Raw genomic sequence first — 22,547 nt, forward strand, 5'->3', positions numbered from 1 at the left:
GCGCATGCGGCGGTCCGTCGGCTTGGTCCTGGTGGCCGTGGGCGCGTTCTTCCTCACGCTCGCGCCCCTCGTCCGCTACTACGTGGCCGACCGGGTGGCGGTCGCGCCGCTGAACCGGTACGAGACGACGCGGTTAGAGGCGTCCAACGCCGCCTACTTCGACGGCGCGACGCTGAAGCTGCGCAACGGAGTCTCGCTCGTCGCGATCAACACGATCCGCGGTGACGTCCGCGCCAACGGCGGCGACGACCGCATCGCCGTCTGGGACTCCACCACCAACATCTACGACAGCGCCGCCCCCGGCAGGCCCGTCCAACTCCAGGGCCACCGGATCGCCTTCGACCGCCGGACCGCCCGCCTCGTCAACTGCTGCGGCGCCAACGCCGACGGCGACAACACCGTCCGGATGTCGGGCTACGGGCTGCTGTTCCCGCGCACCGGCGTCCACCGGCGCGACTACCCGTTCTTCGACATGGCGACCAAGCGGCCGGCGCCGATGCGCTTCAACGGGGTCGAGGAGGTGCGGGGCCTCACCGCCTACCGCTTCACCCAGCACGTCCCGCTCACCAGGACGGCCGCGCTCGACACCAAGGTCCCCGCCAGGCTGCTCGGCCTGGCCGGCGCCGACCGGGAGGTCGACCGCTACACCGAGGCGTACAACACGGTCTGGGTCGACCCCCGGACGGGCATCCCGGTCAAGCACCGCGAGAACGTCCGCGCCACCGTCCAGACCCCGGACGGCAAGGGCCGGATGGTCGTGACGCAGGCCGACTTCGTCACCGTCCCGCGGGACCAGCGGGCCCTCGTCGACACGGCCGACGCGACCGCGATCCGCGTCGCCCTCGTGCGCGCCTACGTCCCGGCCGGTGCCGTCGTGCTCGGGCTCGTCCTGCTCCTCGTCGGCGGCTACTTCGGCCTGGTCCGCGGCGAGCCGTCCGCGCCCACGGCGTCCCGCCGTCCGGACGGCAGGTTCGGCGCGGCGGCCCGCGCCTAGCGGGTCAGAAGCGGGCCAGCCACGACAGGACGCGCGCGAGCAGGTAGTAGGCGGCGCCCGCGATGGTCCAGTTGATGTAGAGCTGTTCCTCGCGATCGTTCCGCGTGAACATGTCGTGGAAGGGCGTCGCGAGCCACCGGCCCGCGTCGAGCACGGCGTCCACGACGCCGTTGCTCGGATTCGCGTCCGCCCAGGTCAGCAACATCCCCAGTCCGAGAACCGCGACGGCGGCCCAGCCGGCCGCCAGGATCATCGTGCTCACCGGATTGGTCCTGCTGCTCCACCAGTGGTGCGATCTCCGCCTGTGCACCGCGGGCTTGTCGGCCACGGTGGTGCTGGTGGACTCCTTCGCCGTGCCTGTCCTGCGGTCCATCATCCACCGAGGCCGGTACCGCCGCCTCGCCGGAGCGTGCCGCTTGCGTCCAAGGTGCAGGGCCATGACGGTCATTCCTCTCATGAGGTGTTCGCGTCCTGCTGTCCCTCACCACCCGCCCCGCAAACCGCCCCCCACCTTTCGGACACCCCGTTAAGCGGTCTGTGGCACGACCGAACGCAGGTACTCCCGCGCGTGGCGCATCACCGGCACGTGCGCCCACCGCCTGGAGGAGGCGAGTATCTCCGCCACGCGCGCAGTGGTCCGCGCGGACGAGACGAACGGCAGAGCACGCGCCAACTCCTCCATCCGGACGGCCGCCAGCGCGGGATCCCCGGCCCGCAGCGCGGCCTGCGCCTGCCTCCCCACATACTGGGCCTGGAAAAGGGGTGACCATTCCCCGATCCGGGCCGCCGCCTCGCCCAGCAGTTCCCCGGCCCGGTCGTACTGCCGGAGCCGTCCGAATCCGATGCCGACATCCCCGGTCAACGCGGCCCGGGAGAACGCCGGGAGCCTTTCACAACCCAGCGCGTGCTCCAACGCCTCGCGCGAGGCGGCTTCCTGGCCGGGAATGGGCGCCAGGGCACGGCCGAGGCGCATGTTGAGCGACGCCCTCTGCGAATGCGACACGTCCCGGACGGAGAGGCCGCGCCGGGCGTAGGCCACCCCGCGTCCCCAATCCCCCTGGTAGGAGGCGACCCTGCTCAGCGTGTCGAGTACCTGCGCCTTGGTCTCGGTGCGCGGTGAACGGTCCGCGAACCCGAGCCCGAACTTTCCGGCCCTCTCCGCGTCCGCTATTCGTCCCGCGTCGTACAGAACCAGGGCGACCTGATCGCTCAACGTCGCGGCCGCGTCCATGAGCGCGGCGTTCTCGGGCTCGCCCATCGCGGCGCGGCGCGTCCGCGCCATATGCCCCAACGCGTCGTCCACCAGCGGAACACCGCCGAGCTCATACCGCCGATGCGCGAGCGACTTCGCGACGCCCCGCACATACCCGGCGTCCTGAAAAGGACTGGCCGAATCGGACGAAACAAAGATCAGTGAAGCGGCCCCGGGCAAGAACATGGTCGTGAACTCGCGACGCTCCAAGGGACCTTCCTCCTCTGCCTTGGGCGTTATCCGCACCTGCCAGCCTACGCGAGCCAGATATTTGATCACCTTGCCGATGGCGACATCGCGCTTGCGGTTGACCAGTTGGGAGACGAATGCCTGGGATATGCCCAGTTTGCGGGCCAGGCGGGACTGGCTCCAGCCTCGGCTCTCCATGATCAGGACGAGGGCGTCGGGAAGGTTCGTCGCTTCCATTCGGTCAATGTATAACCTAAAGCGAAGATCTACATACGGAGAGTGAAAATCGGCCATGGCGGCTCGTCCGGCCTGGCCGGAGGGTGGTTGAGGGTGCCGCGTCGCGGACCTAGACTCTCCTGGCAAGAGTCGCTCTTGATGAGTGTTTCTCTAAACTAGAGATGATGGAAGAGGTGGAGGCGTGACGACCCCGGAGCGCGCGCGGATGGCGGACGAGCTGCAGATGGAGACCCAGCGCGGCACGATGTTCACGGTGCTGCTGCATCACGCCACCGCGAGCAAGGCGGGCATGAACGTCACCGACGCGCAGTGCGTGAACGCGCTGTCGCTGGACGGCCCGCAGACCCCCGGGCAGCTCGCGCAGCTCATGGGCATCACGACCGGCGGCGCCATCACCGCCGTGATCGACCGGCTGGAGAAGGCCGGATACGTCCGGCGCACCCGCGACCCCGACGACCGCCGCCGGGTGATCGTCGAGCCGGTCGAGGAGAACCTCGCCCGCTTCGGCCGCTACTTCGCGCCGATCGGCCGCCACTTCCAGGAGCGGCTGGAGGGTTACAGCGACGAGCAGATCGCGTTCCTGCTGGAGTGGATCCGCGCCAACAACGCCATGATGCCGAAGGTCATCGAGGAGATCCGCAACCTCCCCTGACGCGGCCGGGCATGTGTCCGGGGACGGTCGCGGCGGTCCCCCCGGCCACGACGGCCGTCCCCGGAGTCTCCGTCTCGGAAGTGGTGCCCGTCCCCGGATCCGTGCCTATAGGTCGGCAGCACACCCGGACCAGCCCCTTAGCGGGCAGAACGCCGAGATGGCGACATCACAGACCCTGACCGATATGCGGGCCGTCACACCGATCGGCTGGGTGACCTCTGTCACAGGCCGTGCGCGGGAACGATCCGGCCACCTGTCAGACTGCAACCATGACCGACTCGTCACGCGCGGCCCGCGGGCTCGCCGCGTTCATGGCCGGGATGGGGGCGGCGCACCTGATCGTCCCGCGCCCGTTCGACGCGCTGGTGCCGAGTCGGCTTCCCGGCCGCGCGCGGTTCTGGACCTTCGCCAGCGGCGCGTCCGAACTGGTCTGCGCCGCCGCCATCGCCCATCCCCGCACCCGTAAGAAGGGCGCGCTCGCCACGGCGTGGCTGTTCGCGGCGGTCTTCCCCGCGAACCTCAAGATGGCGCGCGACTGGCGGACCCGGTCCCTGCCGCTGCGAGCCGTCGCCTACGGCCGCCTCCCGCTCCAGGTCCCCCTGGTCGCCTGGGCTCTCCGCGTGGCACGCGAAGCCGACTGACCGCTCGCGGCGTGCGTTGTGGAGGGAAACGGCGCAATCCGCCGTGTGAAGGCCCGGGGCGCTTGGACGAAATGAGATCATTCCGGCCATGCGTGGAACACGAACGGGCCGGTGACCGTGGAGCCATTGCGTCCTGAGGACCCGTCCGACATCGGCGGCTACCCGCTGCTGGCCCGCCTCGGCGCGGGCGGCATGGGGCAGGTGTATCTGGGGCTCACCGGCGGCGGACGGCACATCGCGCTCAAGGTGATCCGCGAGGACTTCGAGGGGCCGCAGGCGCTGGCCCGGTTCCGCCGCGAGGTGCAGACCGCCGAGCGGGTGCGCAGCCGGTCCGCGGCGGCGATGGTCGGCGCCGGGCTCGACACACCTCCCTACTGGCTGGCCACCGAGTACGTCCCGGGGCCGACGCTCAGGCAGGCCGTCACCGTGCACGGCCCGATACCGCCCGACACATGCCTGCGGCTGCTGGGCGCGCTCGCGGCCGGCCTGCTGGAGATCCACCGGCAGGGCGTCCAGCACCGCGACCTCAAGCCGGGCAACGTGATCCTGGCGCCGGACGGGCCGCGCCTCATCGACTTCGGCATCGCGCGCGGCGAGGGGCAGACGCAGATCACCCAGACCGGTGTGTGGAACGGTACGCCCGGATATGTCGCGCCCGAGGTCGTCCGCGAGCAGGAGCCCGTCCCCGCGTCGGACGTGTTCTCGCTGGCCGGCACCATCGCCTACGCCGCCACCGGACGCCCGCCCTTCGGCGGCGGGCGGATCGAGGCGATCCTGCACCGGACGCTGAGCGGCGACATCGACCTGGACGGCGCCGACCCGCGCGTCGCCGAACTCGTCGCGCTGTGCGCCGCGAAGGACCCGGCCGACCGCGCCTCCCTCGAACGGATGCTCCAGCTCACCGCCCCCTACGGCACGCTCGCCGCCGACCCCGCGTACCGGCGGCTGGTGGGCGTGCTACCGCCGCTACCCGCCGACGTGCGGGAGGCGGTCACGTCCGGGCTCGTCCCGCCCGGCCGCACCCAGGCGCCGGCCGGCATGCGCGGCGGATCCCGCGCCGTCATCATCGCGGCGGCCGCGGCGGTGGTCGCGGTCGTGCTGGCGGGCTCGCTGACGGCCCGCTACCTGATGGACGGCGGGGACGCGGCGGAGAACCCGTCCGGCGGATCGCCGGAGCAGGGGGGCGGGCGGTCCGGCACCCCGGCCGCGAAGGGCGGCACCTCGCCCGCGACCGGCGGCGCGCGGTCGCCGGGCGGCCCTCCGCCGGACGTGATCCTGCTGAAGGAGCCCACCGACGAGTTCGACGAGGTCCGGTGGACCAAGGCGAACTTCAACTGCCAGCCCGCCGTCCGTCCCGATGACATGCGGTACGCGAACGACCTCCAGACCTCCGCGCCGCGCCAGCCGTACGCCGCGCCCACCGTGGACATCGGCATGAGGTTCAAGTACGCGCGGCCGTCCGGCTACTACCTGGCCGCCGAGATCCGTCCGCCCGCGGAGCAGCAGGGAAACGGCGTTACCGGAGTCGTCAGGAGCAAGCCGCATCTGTACCCGAAGGGCGAGAGCGGGCTAACGCTCCACTACCCGGCCGATTTCAAGTGGGAGGGCTCCGGTAGCGAGGCGTATCCGCTGATGAAGGGCGACTGGACGGTCATCTGGCTGCACGTCCGCGCCAACGGCGACGCCTACTACCTGGGCTGCGACGGTTTCACCGCCCGCTGATCGCCGGGCATGCGGACGGCGGCCAGGAGCGCGACGGCGAGCAGGGCCAGAACGTACAGGCTCGTCCCGTCCCAATGCCCGCTCTCGTAGGCGAAGCCCCCGGTGGTGCCGCCGATGCTGCTGCCGAGGTAGTAGGAGAACAGGTAGAGCGCGGACGCCTGCGCGCGGGCGGACGCGGCGCGCCGCCCGATCCAGCCGCTCGCCACGGAGTGGGTCGCGAAGAACCCCACGGTGAAGATCAGCAGACCCAGTCCGACGAGCGGCAGGACGGGCGGCACCGTCAGCACCAGCCCCCCTCCCGCCAGCAGCAGCGCGCCGACCAGCACCTTGCGGCGGCCCGCCCGGTCGGCGAGGTGACCCGCGCGGGCGGAGGCGACCGAGCCCGCGAGGTTCGTCACGGCGATCAGGCTCGCCACCTCCTGCGGGAGATGGAACGGTCCGTCCAGCAACCGGTAGGTGAGGAAGTTGTAGACGGTGACGAACCCGGCCATCGCCGTCATCGCGATCAAATACAGGCGCCGCAACCCCGGATCGGAGAGGTGGGTGAGCAGCGGCCGGTAACCCATCCGGGACGGGCGAAAGAAGCGCGACTGCGGAAGCAGCAACCAGAACGCGACCGTGAACACCAGGGCGAGCACCGCGGTGACGCCGAGGGCCCAGCGCCATCCGGCGAAGCCCGCCACGACGCCGGGGACGAGGCGTCCGAGCACGCCGCCGATGGCGGTCCCGGCGACGTAGCGGCCCATCGCGCCGCCGAGGTGCGCGCCGTCCACCTCCTCGGCGAGGTAGGCCATCGCGACGGCGGGCACCCCGGCGAGCGCGAGCCCCTGGACGGTGCGGACGGCGGCGAGCTGCCCGAACGTCGAGCACACCGGGATCAGCAGTCCGACCAGCGCCGACGCGACGGAGGAGACGATCATGACGCGGGTCCGCCCGAACCGCTCCGACAGCGAGCTGACCGGGATCACCGCGAGCGCCAGCGCGCCCGTGGACAGCGACACGAGCAGGCTGGCGCGCGCCGGTGAGACGCCGAACCCCTCCGAGAGCTCCGGCAGCAGCGCCTGCGTGCAGTAGAGCGACATGAAGGTGGTGAGCCCGGCCGCGAACAGCGCGAGGTTGACGCGGCGCAGGCCGGGGGAGCCGGGCCGGTGGCGCGCGCGAGCGTCCGGAGGGGCGAGGGTCATGGGATACAGCCTCAACGCGAAAAAGTCATGCGTCCAATGAAAGTTTGCTTCCTCGTTGATGCGCGCTCATCATGAGTCGTATGGATCTGGTGACGGTGCGGTGGTTCCTCGCCGTCGCGGAACTCGGGCATGTGACGAACGCCGCGACGGAACTGCGGGTTTCGCAGCCCGGCCTGTCCCGCGCGATCGCCCGGCTGGAGCGCGAGTTGGGCGTCCCGCTGTTCGACCGCGCGGGCCGAGGCGTCGTCCTCAGCCGCTACGGGGAGGTCTTCGCCGAGCACGCCCGCCGCCTCGTCGCCGAGGAGGAACTGGCCCGCCGCGCCCTCGCGCAGGCCGCCGACCCCGAGCGCGGCGAGGTGTCGCTGGCCTTCCTGCACACCCAGGGGCCCTCCTTCGTGCCCGACCTCATCCGCCGCTACCGGCTCGACCACCCCGGGGTCACGTTCCGGCTCAGCGAGGGCCGCTCCGAGCGCATCCTGGGAATGATCCTGGACGGGAGCGCCGACCTCGCCATCACGAGCCCCTGCCCGGACGACGCGTCCCTGGTCTGGCACCCGCTCGTCGTCGAACGCCTCCAACTCGCGGTCCCCGCGGGCCACCGCCTGGCGGGCCGCCGCCGCGCGAGCGTGCGCGACGTCCTGGACGACCCGTTCGTGGCGTTCCTCAAGGGCGCCGGCCTCCGCGTGATCGCGGAGGAGCTGTTCCGGCTCGCGGGCGCCCGCCCGAAGATCGCCTTCGAGGGCGAGGAGACCACGACCGTGCGCGGCCTGGTCGCCGCCGGACTCGGGGTCGCGGTCGTGGCGCCGCTCCGTCCGGACGAGGAGGTCCCGGGCGTCCGGCACATCACGCTGGAGGAGCCCGCCGCCGTCCGGACGATCGGGCTGGCCTGGGCGCGGGCCCGCACCCGTCCTCCGGCCGTCGAGGGGTTCCGGAGGTTCGTGACAGGCGGAGATCACCCGCCGATACAGTGACCCGCATGCACACGGGCCTACAGGGAAAGACCGCGCTGGTCACCGGGGCGTCCCGGGGCATAGGAAAGGCGATCGCCACCGCGCTCGCCGCCGAGGGCGCGTCCGTCGTGCTGTCGTCCCGCAGACAGGAGGCACTGGACGAGGCGGCCCGCGAGATCCGCGCCGCGCACCCCGGCGCCCGCGTCCTGGCCAAGGCCGCCCACGTGGCCCACCGCGACGAGGCCGAGTCCTGCGTGGACGCCGCGATCACCGAGTTCGGCGGCCTCGACGTCCTGGTCAACAACGCCGGGACCAATCCCTACTACGGCCCGATGGCCGACATCGACCCCACCGCCGCCGCGAAGACCGTCGAGGTCAACCAGTTCGCGCTCGTGCAATGGACCCAACTCGCCTGGCGCGCGTCCATGCGCGAGAACGGCGGCGCCATCGTGAACATCGCCTCCGTGGGCGGCATGGTGACCGAGCACGGCATCGGCTACTACAACGCCACGAAGGCGGCGGTCATCCACCTCACCCGCCAGTTCGCGATGGAACTCGCCCCGTCCGTCCGCGTCAACTGCATCGCCCCGGGCCTGATCAGAACCGCCCTGGCCCGCGCCCTGTGGGAGAACAAAGAAGACCAGATAGCCGCGTCGACACCCCTGGGCCGCATCGGCGCCCCCGAGGACATAGCGAACGCCGCCCTCTTCCTGGCAGGCGAAACCGCATCCTGGATGACAGGCCAAACCCTGGTAGTAGACGGCGGCACCACAATCCGCCCCACCCTCATCTGACCCCCTCGGAAGCAGCGCCGCCGCCACCCAGGCCATGAACGATGACCTGGCCATAATCACCGACCTCGCCGAGAACTTCGCTGCCGCAAATACACGCCTGACGAACTTCTGTGCATCCGTGACGGCATAGGGAGTAGGGTGCGTCGTTGGGTGGCGGGGATCCCTGGCCACCGCCCTAGCGAATTGTTTGATCTGCCGGAGTGACGGGCAACGGAGATTGTCTTGAATGGTTCTGGCGAGGGCCGGGGCCGGGTCGCCGCAGAGTTGAGCGAGGTCGGCCATCCATGGAACCTGAATTTCAAAGAGATCTCGACGGCGGTCGCGGAGCTCTGCGGCACATCGGAGGAGATTATTGTGGCGTTGAGCTCTCTCGATGCCCTACTTCGATTCCATGAGCGGCATGAGGCGGCGGCCGTAGCCGCCGCTGACGCGTTCTCCTTGGCCGATCACATTTACTGGATCGCCTACGAGAGAGACCTGCTGGAGGCGATGCCGACGCTGGCCGACCTCACGTGGCCCGAATTCCAAGCCTGGGCGGCGGGATTCTCTCCGAGTGACATTGGCATGGCCTGGGAGGAGCCGCCGGAAGAGTTCGTTCGGTCTTTCGGCTGGAGCTGGACCAGGTCGATGGCAGAGTACGCTACCAACGAAGTCACAGAATGGCTGGTCAAGCAGTTCAAGAGCACAGCGGACCACGAGCTGCTGGAACGGTTCCTTGTTCTGCTGAGCGAGCATGCACTGAAGGCCGACGAGTTCGGTGAGACTCTGGTTGTGGCCATGGCGCGCGCTGGTGGCAAGAGCGCTCTGCCGTACTTGAGCCGTCTGGCGGCGAACGCTGAGGCTACGGCGAAGGTGCGGGCCGAGGTCGAATATTGGCTTGATCACTGCACCCGCAGCTGACCCGTGGCCCCGGCCGTGGGGTGCCGGGAGGTGCCGGAGCTTGGGGGGCTGGTCGGGGAGGTGGCGTCGCGGTACGGGTTGGTGTCGTTGACGGCCCAGGTGTGTCCGGGGCCTGGGGATCTCACCAGTGTTCCCTGGTTCTGCGGGGCGCCCTCGCCGGTGGGGATCGGGGTGCCCGCCCACGTGGCGGGAAGCGCGGAGTGGGCTTGGGTGAGGTCGTAGGAAAGAGTTGGGGGGCGGATGTTTGCCGGTAGGGGGAGCGGGGAGGGTGGGGCAGATCCGATCCCGAACGAATGAGACGTGAGGAGCTGATCGTGCTCACGCTGACCAGCGGTGCCGTCCAGGTCATACGTACCGTCACCGCCAACCCCGAACTTCCGCCGGACACCGGGATCCGCATCGAGTCTGGGACCGATGGTTCGGACGCGCTGCGCCTCTCGGTGGCGCCCGCCCCCGAGGCGGGTGACCAGGTCGTCGAAGAGGAGGGCGCCAAGGTCTACTTGGAGCCGGCCGTGGCCGTCATGCTCGATGACAAGAAGCTCGACGCGCAGGTCGACCCGCAGGGGGATGTGGCCTTCACCATCGCGGAGGGCACCGAGATCTGAGGCCGCGTCCTGGTCGCCCCGTTCGACCAGGACGGAGGTGAGACCGGGGTGCCGATCGCGCGGGTCGGCGTCCCGGTCTCTCATTTCGCGGCCAGCACCGCCACGGCGACCGCGAACGCGAAGGCGGCCAGGGTGAGGACCAGGAACGCGCCGACGACCGCGCAGGCCAGGCCGCGTGGCTGGTCGCGCCAGTTTCGGCGGCGCTCTTCCGGGGAGGTCACGCCACCAGTGTGTCACCGTGGAAAGATCGGACGATGCGTCTCACCAAGCTCGGCCACGCCTGCGTCCAGATCACCAGGGACGATCGGACGATCATCATCGATCCCGGGTCGTTCAGCGGCGCCGCCGGCGCGCTCGCCGCGTCCGACGCCGTCCTGATCACGCATGAGCATTTCGACCACTTCGACGCCGACGGCCTGCGTGAGGCGATGGCGAGGCGTCCCGCGCTTGAGGTGTGGACGTCCCGGGTCGTCGCGGAGAGTCTCGCGGACCTCGGTGGGCGTGTTCACCAGGTCGGGCATGGGGACGCGGTCACGATCGCCGGTTTCGACGTCCATGTCTATGGCGAGGAACATGAGATCCTGCACCCTGACGTTCCGCCTATCCCGAACGTGGGTTTCCTCGTGGACGGTGAGGTCTTCCATCCGGGGGACGCGCTCACCGTGCCGGGGGAGCCGGTACCGACGCTGTGCCTTCCGGGGAACGCGCCGTGGATGAAGATCCCCGAGTTGTATTCGTATGCGCGGGCGGTGCGTCCCGAGCGGGCGTTCGTGGTCCATGACGGGTTGCTGAACGACATCGGGCTCACGGTCATGGGGAAGCACGTCAGCGCGGCGGGCGAGGAACTGGGCAAGGACTTCCGCCGGTTGGAGCCGGGCGAGTCTGTCGAACTGGGCGCGGCATGATCCGGGCCGTCTTCTTCGACATCGGGGAGACGCTCGTCAACGAGGGCGAGATCTACGGCCGGTGGGCCGACTGGATCGGGGTTCCGCGCCACACCTTCCTCACCAAGTTGGGCGCGCTGCTGGCCACCGGCGGCGACCACATGGACCTGTTCGAGCATTTCCGTCCGGGGTTCGACCTTGAGGTGGAGGAGAAGCGGCGCGCCGAGGCCGGTGTGCCGAACGGGTTCGGCCCGGACGATCTCTATCCGGACGCGCGGGCGTGCCTGTCGGCGCTCCATGACCAGGGGCTCTACGTCGGGATCGCGGGCAACCAGCCGGTGGAGGCCGCCGAGCGGATGGCGGCGCTCGGCCTCGCCGCCGACGCCATCGGGATCTCGGACGTGTGGGGCATCAGCAAACCGTCCCCGGAGTTCTTCGAGCGCTGCGCCCGGCTCGCGGGCATGCCCCCCGAACACGTTCTCTATGTGGGGGACCGCATCGACAACGACGTCAGGCCCGCGCTGAAGTACGGGATGCATGCGGCCTTCCTACGGCGCGGCCCTTGGGGGCACATCCAGGAAGACGATGATGCCCTGAGTAAATGCCTGTTCGTCCTGGACGATCTGGACGTCCTCCCAGGGCTGGTCGCCAGGCACAACGCGGCCCCCTAAGGGAGATCCCCTAATCCGGGAGTAGGGCGCTGAACGACCCGAACGGCCGATGTGGGCGGGCGTGCCCGGTTCGTAGCGTGGGGTATGTGGCCACCGAGGCCACGGCCGCGGAACACGCGGCCGACCGCCATCGAATCGGGGAGAGAAGAAGCCCATGAACGGCCTTTACCGTCCGCGCCACGGCAGGATCATCGCGGGTGTCTGCGCCGGTCTGGCGCAGCGGTTCGGCATGTCGGCCTGGACGGTCCGGATGCTGGCCCTGCTGTCCTGCCTGCTGCCCGGACCGCAGTTCGTCGTCTACCTGGTCCTGTGGGTGATGCTGCCCAGCGAGGAGCGCTACGTGGCCCGCACGCACTAGCGCACCGCATGATCATCGGTGGCTCTTGGCCCCGCCCGTCGCTGGGTGTTAGATCGTGGCACACCGTTCCCCAGTGGGAGGGAAGGAGCCGCGGTGCCGGACGAGGGCCCGGGGATGACCGGCGAGGGCCCGGGGGCGGGTGCCGAGCGGGCGGCTCGCCTGCTCGGATACCTGCGTGACCTGGCGCGGGCGCGGCTGCGGCCCGCCCGCGAGCTGGCCGAGCACGACCAGGTGCACTGGCTCGCCGAGCTGCCCGGCGACGTCTATGTGGAGGCCGACGCCGGGCCCGGCGACGTGCTGTTCAGCGTGCCGGTCATCCCGCTGACGCCTCCGGCGGTGCTGGAGGAGTTCGACGGCTGGCTGGCCCTGCGGCACTGGTACCGCGTGCTGCGCGACCTGGCCGAGCAGGAGCCGGGGCGCGGGCAGGAGGTGGTCCTCGCGACCGGCCTGCTCGCCTGGGGGCCGGACGGCGGCGACCCCGTCCACGATCATCTGCTGAACACGCCGGTGCGGGTCGTGGTGGACGAGCGGACCGAGCGCGTCGACGTCGTCCTCGCCGGGCCCGCGGCCATCCGCGACCGCGAGCTGCTCGCGGGACGCGCCGAGCGGGCCGGGTGGGTGGCGGACGCGGTGCAGGCCGGGCAGGGCTTCGGGCTCAACGCCTCGGTCGGCGACGTCCTGCGGAAGTGGTGCGCGGAGACGTTCCGGGAGCCGGTCGACTACCGGGAGGACTGGCTGCCCGAGCCGGAGGGGCCGCTGCCGCCGGTGCCGAGGCTGCGGCTCGCGCCCGCGCTGGTCGTCCGCCCGCCGGGGCGGGGCGCCGTCGCCGACTACCACGCGCGGATGATCGGGATGCTGGCGCACGGGACCCCGGTCCCGGAGGGCCTCGCCCGGTTCATCGCGCGCGGCGGCGGGCAGCTCGTCAAGCACGTCGAGGAGGCGGATCCGCATACGGTCCGGGACTTCCTCGCCGGGGTCCTCGTCCTCGGCATGCGGGTGCTGGTCGCCACGTCCGGCGCGACCGCGTCGGGCGCGCTGCGCGCCGCGCTCCCGCCGGGGCTCGCGGCGCTCACGGTCGCCGACCCGGCCGCCGCCGCCGGGGTGGCGGAGGCGATCCGCGCCGGCGCGGATCCGAAGGCGGACCAGGCCGCGCTCGCCGAGCGGGAGGCGGTCACCGAACGGGAGGTCGCCGGGCTGCGCGAGCGGCTCCGGGAGGCGGAGGCGACCGGCGCGACCGATCTCGGCTCCGGCTACCGGGGCGGACGCGGCGAGCTGGCGCGGCGGCTGCGCGCCGAGGCGCCCGAGCTGTCGTGGATGCCCGTCCGGGCGGAGCTGCCGCCGGTGCCGCCGATCTCCCGCGCCGAGGCGGCCGAGCTGATCGTGCTGCTCGCGGAGGAGACGCCCGCGCGCAAGGCCCGCACCGCGCAGCGCGACGTCGATCCCGGCGCGCTGCCGAGCCCCGCCTACGTCCGGACGCTGTTCGAGGCCGAGGCGGCGGCGGCCGAGCGCGCGGCGCGCTCGGAGACCGACCTGTCCCGGCGGCTGCGCGGCCTGGACGTCGCGCTGCTCGCCCGCCTCGACGGCGCAGCCTCCGTCGTCGCCGCCGCGCTCGGCGATCTCGGGCTGGGCGGGCATCCGGGCGGCTGGAACCCCGCCGACCTCGCCGTCCGCGCGTTCGGCGACGCGCTCGCCCAGCACCGCCCGCTCGTGTGGACGCGGGTCGCGGAGATGGCGAACCGCGCCCAGTGGGCCGGACGCGCGGTCGCGGGCATGGCCGGGCACCGGATCGAGCTGCCGCCGGAGGCGCACCTGCGCAAGCTGGCGACGATGGCCCAGGACCTGCGCGGCTACCTCGCCGACGGCGGCAGCCTGCGGCGTGGTCCGCTGCGCCCGGCGGTGCAGCGGCAGGCCGAGCCGCTGCTGACGGGCGCGAGCGTGGACGGCGCCGCGCCGACCACCCCGGAGCTGCTCGACCTCGTCTTCACCGAGGTGATGGTGCGGATGACCTGCCAGGAGCTCCAGTACGTGTGGGAGGCGGCCGGGATCTCCTTCCCCGCCGACCCGCCGCTCGCCGACCGCGTCGCGCGCTTCGTCCGCGCGCACGCGCGCCTGGCCCGGGTCCGGGACGCGATTCCGGCGGTCAACGAGACCGCGGACCTGCTCGCGCATGCGTCCGTGACGATTCCGCTGAGCCATCCGATGCAGTGGCACGCGTACGTGTCCGCGCTGCGGAGCGCGATGGAGGGCCTGGCCGTCAACCGCGCCCGCGCCGACCTCGACGCGCTCCGCGACTCCATCGGACCCGTGGACGGCGACGACCCGCCCGAGCTGGCCCGCGCGCTCGCCGCCATCGACGCCCGCGACGCGGCCGCCTACGGCCAGGCGCTCGGCGCGCTCGCCGAGGGACGGCACGCGCGGGCGCTCCAGATCCGCTGCGAGGAGTTGCTGAAGCGGGTGCGCGCCATCCATCCCGACCTCGCGAACCTGCTGGTCGCGACCGACGGCGACGCGAGCTGGCAGGCCCGCACCGGGCGCTGGGACGAGGCGTGGGCCTGGGCCAGGGCGTCGGCGCGGCTCGCCGAGACCGTCCCGTCCCCGGCGGAGGAGCGGCTGCGCGCGACGCTCGCCGAGGCCGAGGAGCGCCTCCGCACCGCGCGGGACGAGCTGGCCTCCGCCCGCGCGTGGGCGGCGCTCCGGCCGACCCGGTCGAGCGACCCGGCCGAGATCGTCCCGGGGTGGATCCTGCCGCTGTGGCGCGTGCCGGACGCCCTCGCGCCGCGTCCCGGGTCGTTCGACGTCGTGATCGTGGACGGGGAGCACGGCGCGGGAGCCGAGGCCCTGTTCCTGCTCTGGCTCGCCCCCCGGGTGATCCTCGTCGGCCCCCCGGGGCCGGAGCTCCCCGTCCCGGAGGGACCCGTCCCGGCGACACCGCTTCCGGACGTCCTGGACGGCAGGATCACGCCCACGACCCCGCTCTTCGAGGCCCTGACCTCGGAGCCCGACCGGCCCGAATCCCTCCAGGCGGCCTCCCCGGAGCCGGTGCCGGAACAAGAACCGGAAGCGGAGACGTCCGTCCCCGAGCAGCGGCCGGAGCCCGTCCGGCGCGGGCGCTCGATCGTGAGCTACAAGCGCCCCGAGCTGGTCGAGCTGGTCGGGCGGATCGCCGCGCGCGAGCCGAGCCTGACCGACGAGCAGCTCATCGAGCTGGCCACCCGCCTGCTCGCCTGCCCTCCCGACGAGGCGCTCCTGGTCGGCGCGCGGCTCCGCTACGCCGTGGAGGTGTTCCGGGAGGGCCAGTAGTGGAATAACTCGTTCCGTTCCGATAATATGGAACGGAACGATTTGTTCCCAGGAGGCCCGATGCCGCGCACGATCGACCAGCGCACGCTCAACCGCACGACGCTGGACCGCCAGTTGCTCCTCGCCCGCTCCGCGATGCCGCCGCTGAGCGCGGTCGAGCGCCTCGTCGCGCTCCAGGCGCAGGACCCGAACCTCCCCTACTACGGCCTGTGGTCGCGCCTCACCGGCTTCCGCCAGAAGCAGCTCACCGACCTGCTCCACGACCGCTCGGTGGTGCGCTCGTCGATCCTGCGCGGAACCCAGCACGTCGCCGCCGCCGACGACTTCCGCTACATCCGGCCGCTCGTCCAGCGGAGCATGCTCGGCGCGCGGCAGGCGGCGTTCGGCCGCGTCACCAAGGACTGGGACCTGGACGAACTCGCCGCGCGGACCCGCGAACTGCTCGCCGGGCGGACGCTCACCCGCCCCCAACTGGCCCGGGCCCTCGCCGAGATCTGGCCCGGCCGCGACCTCCAGGCGCTCGGCTGGTCGGCGCAGGCGCTGGTGCCGGTCGTCCATCCGCCGCCCAGCGGGACCTGGAACACCTGGGGCGCCACCCCGTTCGCGCTCCCGGAGGACTGGATCGGAGAGCCCCCGCAGACCGATCCCACCCCCGACCGGCTCATTCACCGGTATCTCGCCGCATTCGGGCCCGCGTCGGTCAAGGACTTCCAGATGTGGTCGGGCATGCGGCGGATGGACGCCGACTTCGACCGCCTCCGCCCTGACCTTCGCGTTTACCATGACGAGAACGGCGTGGAATTGTTCGACCTCCCCGACGCCGCATTGGTGGAGGACGCCCCCGCCCCCATCCGTTTCCTTCCCGACCTGGACAATCTCCTCCTCGCCTACGCCGACCGCACCCGCGTCATGACCGCCGAGCAGCGCGCGATCATCTGCGTGGGGGCGTGGGTGAAGGCGACCGTGCTCGTGGACGGCCGCACCCACGGGATCTGGAACCTCAAGCACGACCGCAAAGCGCGGCACGCGGCGCTCACCATCGAGACCTTCGCGCCGCTCCCGGACGAGCCGTCCGTCCGGGAGGAGGCCGGGGCCCTGCTGCGATTCGCCGCCCCCGACTCCGATCACGAAATCCGCATAACCCCGCTCCGGTGATCGGGCCACCGAACGGTCTGCCGAATCGGCCGACGAATGTCATGGGGAGTCGGTAGAAATGTCCGTGTGACGGGATGGGACGAGGAGGCGATGGCGCGCCTGCGGGCCGCCGCGCGGCGCGGCGACGGGGCCGGCGGGCTGGCCGCGCTCGGCGACCGCCCGCTCGGGCCCGTCCTCCAATACGCGGGCGACGTGCTGGTCGCCGCGCTGACCGAGGGCCGCCCGGCCGGCGAGCAGGCCCGGCGGGTCCTCGCGGAGCTGCGCGAACGCGACCTTCCCGGCGACGCCGAGCTGGCCGACGAGGTGGCGGCCGCGCTCGGAACCCCGCGAACCGGTGAGCCCCTGACACCCCTCCCGGTGGATCTCGGCGCGCTCGCCGCCGCCCTCGACGATGACGAGCCGCACCTCCTCGACCTGCACCGGGGCGACGTCCTCCCGGCGGACGACCTGGCGGACGACCCCGCGTTCGACATGGCCGGCCCCGCCTACGACCCCGACCGCTGGCTCCTCATCCAGCCCGGTCAGCCCGCCTGCGACAGCACGGAGGAGGCCCGCCGCGCGCACGCCCGCCACTGGCTGGCGGCCCAGGGCCACCGCCCGGCGCCGAGAACCCTCTAGGAACCCGGCCGCACGAGCGGGAACGGGATCGTCTCGCGGATGCTGCGCCCCGTCAGAGTGATCAGCAGCCGGTCGATCCCCATGCCCATCCCGCCCGCCGGAGGCATCGCGTACTCCAGCGCCCGCAGGAAGTCCTCGTCCAACTCCATCGCCTCGGGGTCGCCCCCGGCCGCCTGGAGCGACTGCTCGGTGAGCCGCTGCCGCTGGAGGATCGGGTCGATCAGCTCCGAGTAGGCGGTGCCGAGCTCCAGCCCGAAGACGATGAGGTCCCACTTCTCCGCCAGGCGCGGGTCGTCGCGGTGCGGACGGGTCAGCGGCGACGTCTCGGCCGGGTAGTCGCGGACGAACGTCGGCTCCGTCAGCTCCTCCTCGACCAGCGCCTCGAACAGCTCCTGGACGACCCGCCCCTGCCTCCAGGCGGGGTCGAGGTTCAGCCCGGCCCGCTCGGCGAACGACCGCACCTTCGCCGCCGCGGTGTCGGGGGTGACCTCCTCGCCGAGCGCCTCCGACACCGACCCGTAGACGGTGATCTCCCGCCACGGCTGCGCCAGGTCGTGCTCGACGCCGTCGCGGACGACGACGGACGTGCCGAGCGCCGCCTTCGCCGCGTCCACGACCAGCGAGCGGGTGAGGTCGGCCATCGTGTCGTAGTCGCCGTAGGGCTCGTACGCCTCCAGCATCGTGAACTCGGGGTTGTGCTTCTGCGAGACGCCCTCGTTGCGGAAGTTGCGGTTCAGCTCGAAGACCCGCCCGACGCCGCCGACCAGCAGCCGCTTCAGATACAGCTCGGGCGCGATCCGCAGGTAGAGCTGCATGTTGTAGGCGTTGATGCGGGTGGTGAACGGACGCGCCGCCGCCCCGCCGTGGATCGGCTGGAGCATCGGCGTCTCGACCTCCAGGTAGCCGCGCGCGCGCAGGCCGTCCCGGACGGCCGCCACCGCGTCGCCGCGCATCCGCAGCATCCGGCGGGCGTCGTCGTTGACGATGAAGTCGACGTAGCGCTGCCGGACGCGGGCCTCCGGGTCCGACAGGCCCGACCGCTTGTTGGGCAGCGGGCGCAGGCACTTGGCCGTCAGCCGCCACTCCTCGGCGAGCACCGACAGCTCGCCGCGCCGGGACGTGACGACCTCGCCCGCCACCCCGACCTGGTCGCCGAGGTCGATCAGCGACTTCCAGTACCCGAGCGACTCCTCGCCGAGCGCGTCGGCGGTCAGCATCACCTGGATGTCGGCGGTCTCGTCCCGCAGCGTGACGAAGATGAGCCGTCCGTGCTCGCGGGCGAGGACGACACGCCCGGCGATCGCGACGTGCTCGCCGGTGCGGGTGTCGGGCGCCAGGCACGGGAACCGGTCGCGGACGGCGGCGGCGAAGTCGGCGCGCTCGAACGACAGCGGGTAGGGCTCCATGCCGCAGGCGCGGATCTGGTCGAGCTTGGCGTGCCGCACCCGCTCCTGCTCCGACAGCCGCCGCTGCGGCGCGCGGGCCGACTCGGCGGCCTCCTCGATCTCCTTGATCCGGTCGACCAGGCCCATCGTCGGCACCATCGCGGCGGCGCGGTCGAGCTTCGGCCGGTTGAAGCTCGGCAGGAAGCCCTCGGCCCGCGCGTAGGCGAGCCCGAGCCGGATGATGTGCCGCCCCTGCTGGTAGCAGATGAACCGGGGGCGCCAGTGCGGCAGGTATTTGGCGTTCGCCAGGTACAGGGACTCAAGCTGCCAGAACTTCGACGCGAACGACAGGAACCGGTAGTAGGCGCGGGCGACGGGCCCGGCGCCGATCTGGGAGCCGCGCTCGAACGCCGAGCGGAGCATCGCGAAGTTCAGCGAGAGCTGCTGCGCGCCGACGGCCGCCGCCTTCTCGGCGAGCTTGGCGACCATGTACTCGTTGAGCCCGTTCTCGGCGGCCCGGTCGCGGCGCATCAGGTCGAGGGACAGGCCCGTCCGCCCCCACGGGACGAAGCTGAGCAGGCCGCGCAGCTCGCCCTCGGCGTCGAACGCCTCGACCATCACGCAGCGCCCGTCGGTCGGGTCGCCGAGGCGGCCGAGCGCCATCGAGAAGCCGCGCTCGGTCTCCTCGCCGCGCCAGGCGTCCGCGTTGCGGATCAGCTTGGCCATCTCCCAGCCGGGGATCTGCGAGTGCCGCCGGATCCGGACCGTGTACCCGGCCCGCTCGACCCGGCGGACGGCCTGGCGGACCTGCCGCATCTCGCGTCCGTCCAGGTTGAAGTCGGTGAGGTCGATGATGGCCTCGTCGCCGAGCTCCAGCGCGTCGAACCCGTGCCGCCGGTAGATGTGCGCGGCGCGCTCGCCGACGCTGACCGCGCCCGGGATCCACGCGTGCGCGCGGCACTCCCCGAGCCACGCCTCGATCGCCTGGTCCCACGACTCGGGATCGCCGAGCGGGTCGCCGCTGGCCAGCGAGACCGAACCCTCCACCCGGTAGGCGATGGCCGCCTTACCGTTCGGCGCGACGATGATGTCCTTGTCGCGGCGCAGCGCGAAGTAGCCGAGCGAGTCCTGGTCGCCGTACTCGGCGAGCAGCGCGCGCGCCGCGAGCTCCTCCGGCGGGTTCAGGACGGGGTCGCGGCGGCCCGGCTTGAACAGCGCCCAGAACGTCCCGACGAACAGCCCGGTGCCGAGCACCCACAGGATCACGTCCACGTAGAACGGGACGTGCACGTCGATCGGCTTGCCCGTGACGCGCGGCCCGAGGACGGTCTGGGTGATCGCGTAGACCGGGTGCGTCCAGAAGTCGCCCTTGGCGTTGCGGTCGGTGACGGTGACCAGGAAGGTGCCGATGCCGCAGGTCACGATCAGCAGGCAGGTGAAGACGATCGCGGCGAGCCGCCGGTTGGCGCGGTCGGGCAGCGTGGTGAACTGCCCGCGCGCGGCGACCAGCAGGCCCAGCACGGCGAGGTACACGCTCGCGGTGACGATCAGGCCGACCGGGGTCGGCCGGTCGGGGTCGAACAGCGTGGTGAGGACGCCGGTGACGCCGAGCGCGGCGGGCAGGCAGAACATCAGCACGAGGATCCGCCAGGCGGCCTTCTTGCGCCGCCGCACGCCCATGGAGAGCAGGATCCAGACGAGCCCGACGGGCACGCTGGGGAACCAGCCGAGGTAGCCGATCCAGCGCAGCGCCCAGATGTCGGCTATCTCAAGGATGAGACCATAGGAGACCCACGCCAGCAGTGACAGGATGCCGGAGAGCCGGGTGTACCAGAAGAAGATCGTCGGCGCGGCCTGGATGAGCCGCCGCCACTCGCCGGTCACGCCCTTCTCCGGCATCGTCCCCCCGTCGGCACGCTGTGCAACTCTCTTATTTGTACCGGGTGTCACGTCGATCACGCTTCCGTCCGCACTCCCTCGCCCTGTGGCGAACCGCGGAGTGGTGCCGGGCGTCGTACGGGTAGGGGGTTGTGGCTTGCAAGCTCGGTCCAAGGTTCTCAGTAAAAGTCGATATGGTCGCGGATATGCCAAATGAACCCGGGGAGCGGTTGCTCGCCCGCCGCTACCGACTGGTAACCCAGGTCGGCCGAGGCGGCATGGGGACGGTCTGGCAGGCACACGATGAGGTCCTCGGTCGTGACGTCGCTGTGAAGGAGGTCATCCTCCCGCATGGTCTCACCGATGAGGAGCGTGCCGTCCACCACAAGCGGACCTTCCGCGAGGCGCGCACGGCCGCGCGGCTCGGCCATCCCGGGGTGGTGACCGTCTACGACGTCGTCGAGGAGGACGACCGCCCCTGGATCATCATGGAACTCATCCGCGCGCGCTCCCTCGACCAGGTGATCAAGCAGGAGGGGCCGCTCGAACCGCGCCGCGCCGCCGAGATCGGCCGGCAGATGCTCGCCGCGCTGCACGCCGCGCACGAGGCCGGGGTGCTGCACCGCGACGTCAAGCCCAGCAACGTGCTGGTCACCGGCAGCGGCGGGGCGGGCGACCGGGCCGTGCTCACCGACTTCGGCATCGCCACCGCCGCCGGCGACGCCACCCTCACCCAGACCGGGCTGGTCATGGGCTCGCCCGCCTACATCGCGCCCGAGCGCGCGCGTGGCCGCGTCGCCGGGCCCGCCTCCGACCTGTGGTCGCTCGGCGTCACGCTGTACGCGATGCTGCACGGCAAGTCGCCGTTCGAGCGCCCCGAGCCGATGGCCGCGCTGGTCGCCGTCATCTCCGAGGCCCCCGACCCGCCCGAGAAGGGCGGACGGCTCGTCCCGGTCATCGAGGGCCTGCTGCACAAGAACCCCGACCAGCGGATGGGCGCGATCGAGGCCGGGGCGCTGCTGGACGACATCGTCCGCCAGGAGACCGTCGACACCCAGCGCACGATGGCCGTGGAGTACCCGGTGGAGGCGCCCGCCGCGCAGACGCGGGTGACGCCGATCCCGGAGCTGCCCGACGTCCCCGACACGCCCGAGATCCAGGAGGTGTCGGCCCCCGACAACGCGCGGCCCGACCAGCTCACCCGGTTCGACCCGGTCAAGAAGCCCGCCAAGCCGCACCGCCCCCGGCCCGCGACCTCTCCTCAGGGCGCTCCGCCGACCAGGGCGAGGGGGCCGGCGGGGCCGGGCGACACCGCGCACGACGAGCCGCGCCCGGACACCACCGTCCTGGACGACTCCACCCTGGCCGCCGCGGCCGGCGCCGTCGCCCCGGCGGGCAGCGACACGTCCTGGCAGGCGGGGCCGCCGACGCGTCCGGCGGGCGCCGTCCACCAACCGCCGCCTCCGCCCGGCGCGCCCGAGGTACCCGGACGCCCCGCGATCCCCGCGCTCGCGCTCAACCGGAACGCGCTCATCATCGGCGTGGTCGTGCTCGTCATCATCGTGGTCATCGCCGGTATCGCGATGGCCAGTTCGGGCGGCGGCTCGGACGACCCGGACGAGAAGGGCGCGCGGCCGGCGCCGAAGTCGCAGAGCCCCTCGCCGTCGGCCCCCGCGACCTCGGCGAAGCCGAGCGGCACGCCGAAGCCGACGCTGCCCGCCGGCTTCCGGATGCACCACGACCGCAGCGGCTACGCCGTCCCCGTCCCGGACGGGTGGAAGGGCCCCGAGCGCAAGACCGGCGGCGACTTCTTCTACTCGCCCGACCGCGCCGCCTACATCCAGATCGACCAGACCGACAAGCCGGGCGCGAGCGCGATCGACGACTGGCGCAGGGCGGACTCCGGCGGCCCCGGCTTCCCGGGGTACAAGAAGATCAAGATCGCGCCGAGCGGCGACCAGCCGCCCGTGCGCGACACCGGCTCCGGCGACCGGTCCGCCGACTGGGAGTTCACCTTCGACGGCGACGGCGGGCGGCTGCACATCCTCAACCGCGGCTTCGTCGCGAACGGGCACGGCTACGCGATCCTCGTGCGCGCCCCCGACGGCGGCTGGGGCGAGCGGTTCGCCGCGCTCCAGCCCGTGTTCCGGTTCTTCGAGGCCGCCAAAAAGTGAACTC

20 protein-coding genes are annotated in these 22,547 nt (G+C 72.0%); 15 read left to right on the forward strand and 5 right to left on the reverse strand.

Going from position 1 to position 22,547, the window contains the following annotated elements; all coding sequences use genetic code 11:
• The first annotated feature begins 4 nt into the window (after positions 1 to 4).
• Positions 5 to 994, forward strand: coding sequence for a cell envelope lipid trafficking protein PgfA (gene pgfA, locus GNZ18_RS08755; protein WP_156215767.1), 990 nt, complete (start codon positions 5 to 7; stop codon positions 992 to 994).
• Positions 995 to 998: 4 nt separating this feature from the next.
• On the opposite strand, the gene GNZ18_RS08760 is transcribed toward pgfA, so the two are convergent.
• Both GNZ18_RS08760 and GNZ18_RS08765 read right to left on the reverse strand, forming a co-directional pair.
• Positions 999 to 1,256, reverse strand: coding sequence for a hypothetical protein (locus GNZ18_RS08760; protein WP_156215768.1), 258 nt, complete (start codon positions 1,254 to 1,256; stop codon positions 999 to 1,001).
• Between the two features lie 264 nt (positions 1,257 to 1,520).
• Complete coding sequence (locus tag GNZ18_RS08765; RefSeq protein ID WP_173390694.1) at positions 1,521 to 2,672, reverse strand: helix-turn-helix domain-containing protein; 1,152 nt, start codon at positions 2,670 to 2,672, stop codon at positions 1,521 to 1,523.
• Between the two features lie 181 nt (positions 2,673 to 2,853).
• Here GNZ18_RS08765 and GNZ18_RS08770 point away from each other — a divergent pair, with 181 nt between their 5' ends.
• The 3 genes from GNZ18_RS08770 (at position 2,854) to GNZ18_RS08780 (ending at position 5,687) form a co-directional block, all read left to right on the forward strand.
• Positions 2,854 to 3,324: a MarR family winged helix-turn-helix transcriptional regulator gene (locus tag GNZ18_RS08770; RefSeq protein WP_216651208.1), complete on the forward strand. Its 471-nt coding sequence runs from the start codon at positions 2,854 to 2,856 to the stop codon at positions 3,322 to 3,324.
• 269 nt (positions 3,325 to 3,593) lie between these two features.
• Complete coding sequence (locus GNZ18_RS08775; protein WP_156215770.1) at positions 3,594 to 3,965, forward strand: DoxX family protein; 372 nt, start codon at positions 3,594 to 3,596, stop codon at positions 3,963 to 3,965.
• Between the two features lie 111 nt (positions 3,966 to 4,076).
• Positions 4,077 to 5,687 carry a serine/threonine-protein kinase gene (locus GNZ18_RS08780; protein ID WP_216651209.1) on the forward strand — a complete coding sequence of 537 codons (1,611 nt, stop codon included), beginning with the start codon at positions 4,077 to 4,079 and terminating at the stop codon, positions 5,685 to 5,687.
• Here GNZ18_RS08780 and GNZ18_RS08785 read toward each other — a convergent pair.
• On the reverse strand, positions 5,654 to 6,871 hold the full coding sequence (locus GNZ18_RS08785; protein ID WP_156215771.1) for an MFS transporter: 1,218 nt from the start codon (positions 6,869 to 6,871) through the stop codon (positions 5,654 to 5,656). The two genes, GNZ18_RS08780 and GNZ18_RS08785, sit on opposite strands and share 34 nt — an antisense overlap.
• Before the next feature lie 80 nt (positions 6,872 to 6,951).
• Between GNZ18_RS08785 and GNZ18_RS08790 the strand changes: the two genes are divergently transcribed.
• From GNZ18_RS08790 to GNZ18_RS08805, 4 genes are all read left to right on the forward strand, one after another.
• Positions 6,952 to 7,842, forward strand: coding sequence for a LysR family transcriptional regulator (locus tag GNZ18_RS08790; protein ID WP_156215772.1), 891 nt, complete (start codon positions 6,952 to 6,954; stop codon positions 7,840 to 7,842).
• 5 nt (positions 7,843 to 7,847) lie between these two features.
• A complete protein-coding gene (locus tag GNZ18_RS08795) occupies positions 7,848 to 8,615 on the forward strand; it encodes an SDR family oxidoreductase (protein ID WP_156215773.1) in 768 nt (255 codons plus the stop codon).
• 264 nt (positions 8,616 to 8,879) lie between these two features.
• Positions 8,880 to 9,515, forward strand: a complete 636-nt coding sequence (locus GNZ18_RS08800) for a hypothetical protein (RefSeq protein WP_156215774.1) — start codon at positions 8,880 to 8,882, stop codon at positions 9,513 to 9,515.
• Positions 9,516 to 9,808: 293 nt separating this feature from the next.
• Complete coding sequence (locus GNZ18_RS08805) at positions 9,809 to 10,120, forward strand: Fe-S cluster assembly protein HesB (protein ID WP_156215775.1); 312 nt, start codon at positions 9,809 to 9,811, stop codon at positions 10,118 to 10,120.
• Positions 10,121 to 10,200: 80 nt separating this feature from the next.
• Here the strand turns inward: GNZ18_RS08805 and GNZ18_RS08810 are convergent, their stop codons facing one another.
• Positions 10,201 to 10,341, reverse strand: a complete 141-nt coding sequence (locus tag GNZ18_RS08810) for a hypothetical protein (protein ID WP_156215776.1) — start codon at positions 10,339 to 10,341, stop codon at positions 10,201 to 10,203.
• Between the two features lie 33 nt (positions 10,342 to 10,374).
• Between GNZ18_RS08810 and GNZ18_RS08815 the strand changes: the two genes are divergently transcribed.
• The 6 genes from GNZ18_RS08815 (at position 10,375) to GNZ18_RS08840 (ending at position 17,106) form a co-directional block, all read left to right on the forward strand.
• A complete protein-coding gene (locus GNZ18_RS08815) occupies positions 10,375 to 11,025 on the forward strand; it encodes an MBL fold metallo-hydrolase (RefSeq protein WP_156215777.1) in 651 nt (216 codons plus the stop codon).
• Positions 11,022 to 11,675: an HAD family hydrolase gene (locus GNZ18_RS08820; protein ID WP_156215778.1), complete on the forward strand. Its 654-nt coding sequence runs from the start codon at positions 11,022 to 11,024 to the stop codon at positions 11,673 to 11,675. The genes GNZ18_RS08815 and GNZ18_RS08820 overlap by 4 nt, the downstream gene beginning before the upstream one ends.
• 154 nt (positions 11,676 to 11,829) lie before the next feature.
• Complete coding sequence (locus GNZ18_RS08825; protein ID WP_156215779.1) at positions 11,830 to 12,033, forward strand: PspC domain-containing protein; 204 nt, start codon at positions 11,830 to 11,832, stop codon at positions 12,031 to 12,033.
• Between the two features lie 93 nt (positions 12,034 to 12,126).
• Positions 12,127 to 15,333 (forward strand): hypothetical protein, encoded by a 3,207-nt coding sequence (locus tag GNZ18_RS08830; protein WP_312874390.1) that lies wholly within the window; start codon positions 12,127 to 12,129, stop codon positions 15,331 to 15,333.
• Between the two features lie 60 nt (positions 15,334 to 15,393).
• Positions 15,394 to 16,488 carry a winged helix DNA-binding domain-containing protein gene (locus tag GNZ18_RS08835; protein WP_156215780.1) on the forward strand — a complete coding sequence of 365 codons (1,095 nt, stop codon included), beginning with the start codon at positions 15,394 to 15,396 and terminating at the stop codon, positions 16,486 to 16,488.
• Positions 16,489 to 16,554: 66 nt separating this feature from the next.
• Positions 16,555 to 17,106, forward strand: a complete 552-nt coding sequence (locus GNZ18_RS08840; protein ID WP_156215781.1) for a hypothetical protein — start codon at positions 16,555 to 16,557, stop codon at positions 17,104 to 17,106.
• Here the strand turns inward: GNZ18_RS08840 and lysX are convergent.
• Positions 17,103 to 20,390, reverse strand: a complete 3,288-nt coding sequence (gene lysX, locus GNZ18_RS08845) for a bifunctional lysylphosphatidylglycerol synthetase/lysine--tRNA ligase LysX (RefSeq protein WP_156215782.1) — start codon at positions 20,388 to 20,390, stop codon at positions 17,103 to 17,105. The two genes, GNZ18_RS08840 and lysX, sit on opposite strands and share 4 nt — an antisense overlap.
• Before the next feature lie 185 nt (positions 20,391 to 20,575).
• Here lysX and GNZ18_RS41955 point away from each other — a divergent pair, with 185 nt between their 5' ends.
• Positions 20,576 to 22,543: a serine/threonine-protein kinase gene (locus GNZ18_RS41955; protein WP_246249552.1), complete on the forward strand. Its 1,968-nt coding sequence runs from the start codon at positions 20,576 to 20,578 to the stop codon at positions 22,541 to 22,543.
• Positions 22,544 to 22,547: the final 4 nt, after the last annotated feature.

The organism is Actinomadura litoris, assembly GCF_009733595.1.
GTDB lineage: Bacteria > Actinomycetota > Actinomycetes > Streptosporangiales > Streptosporangiaceae > Spirillospora > Spirillospora litoris.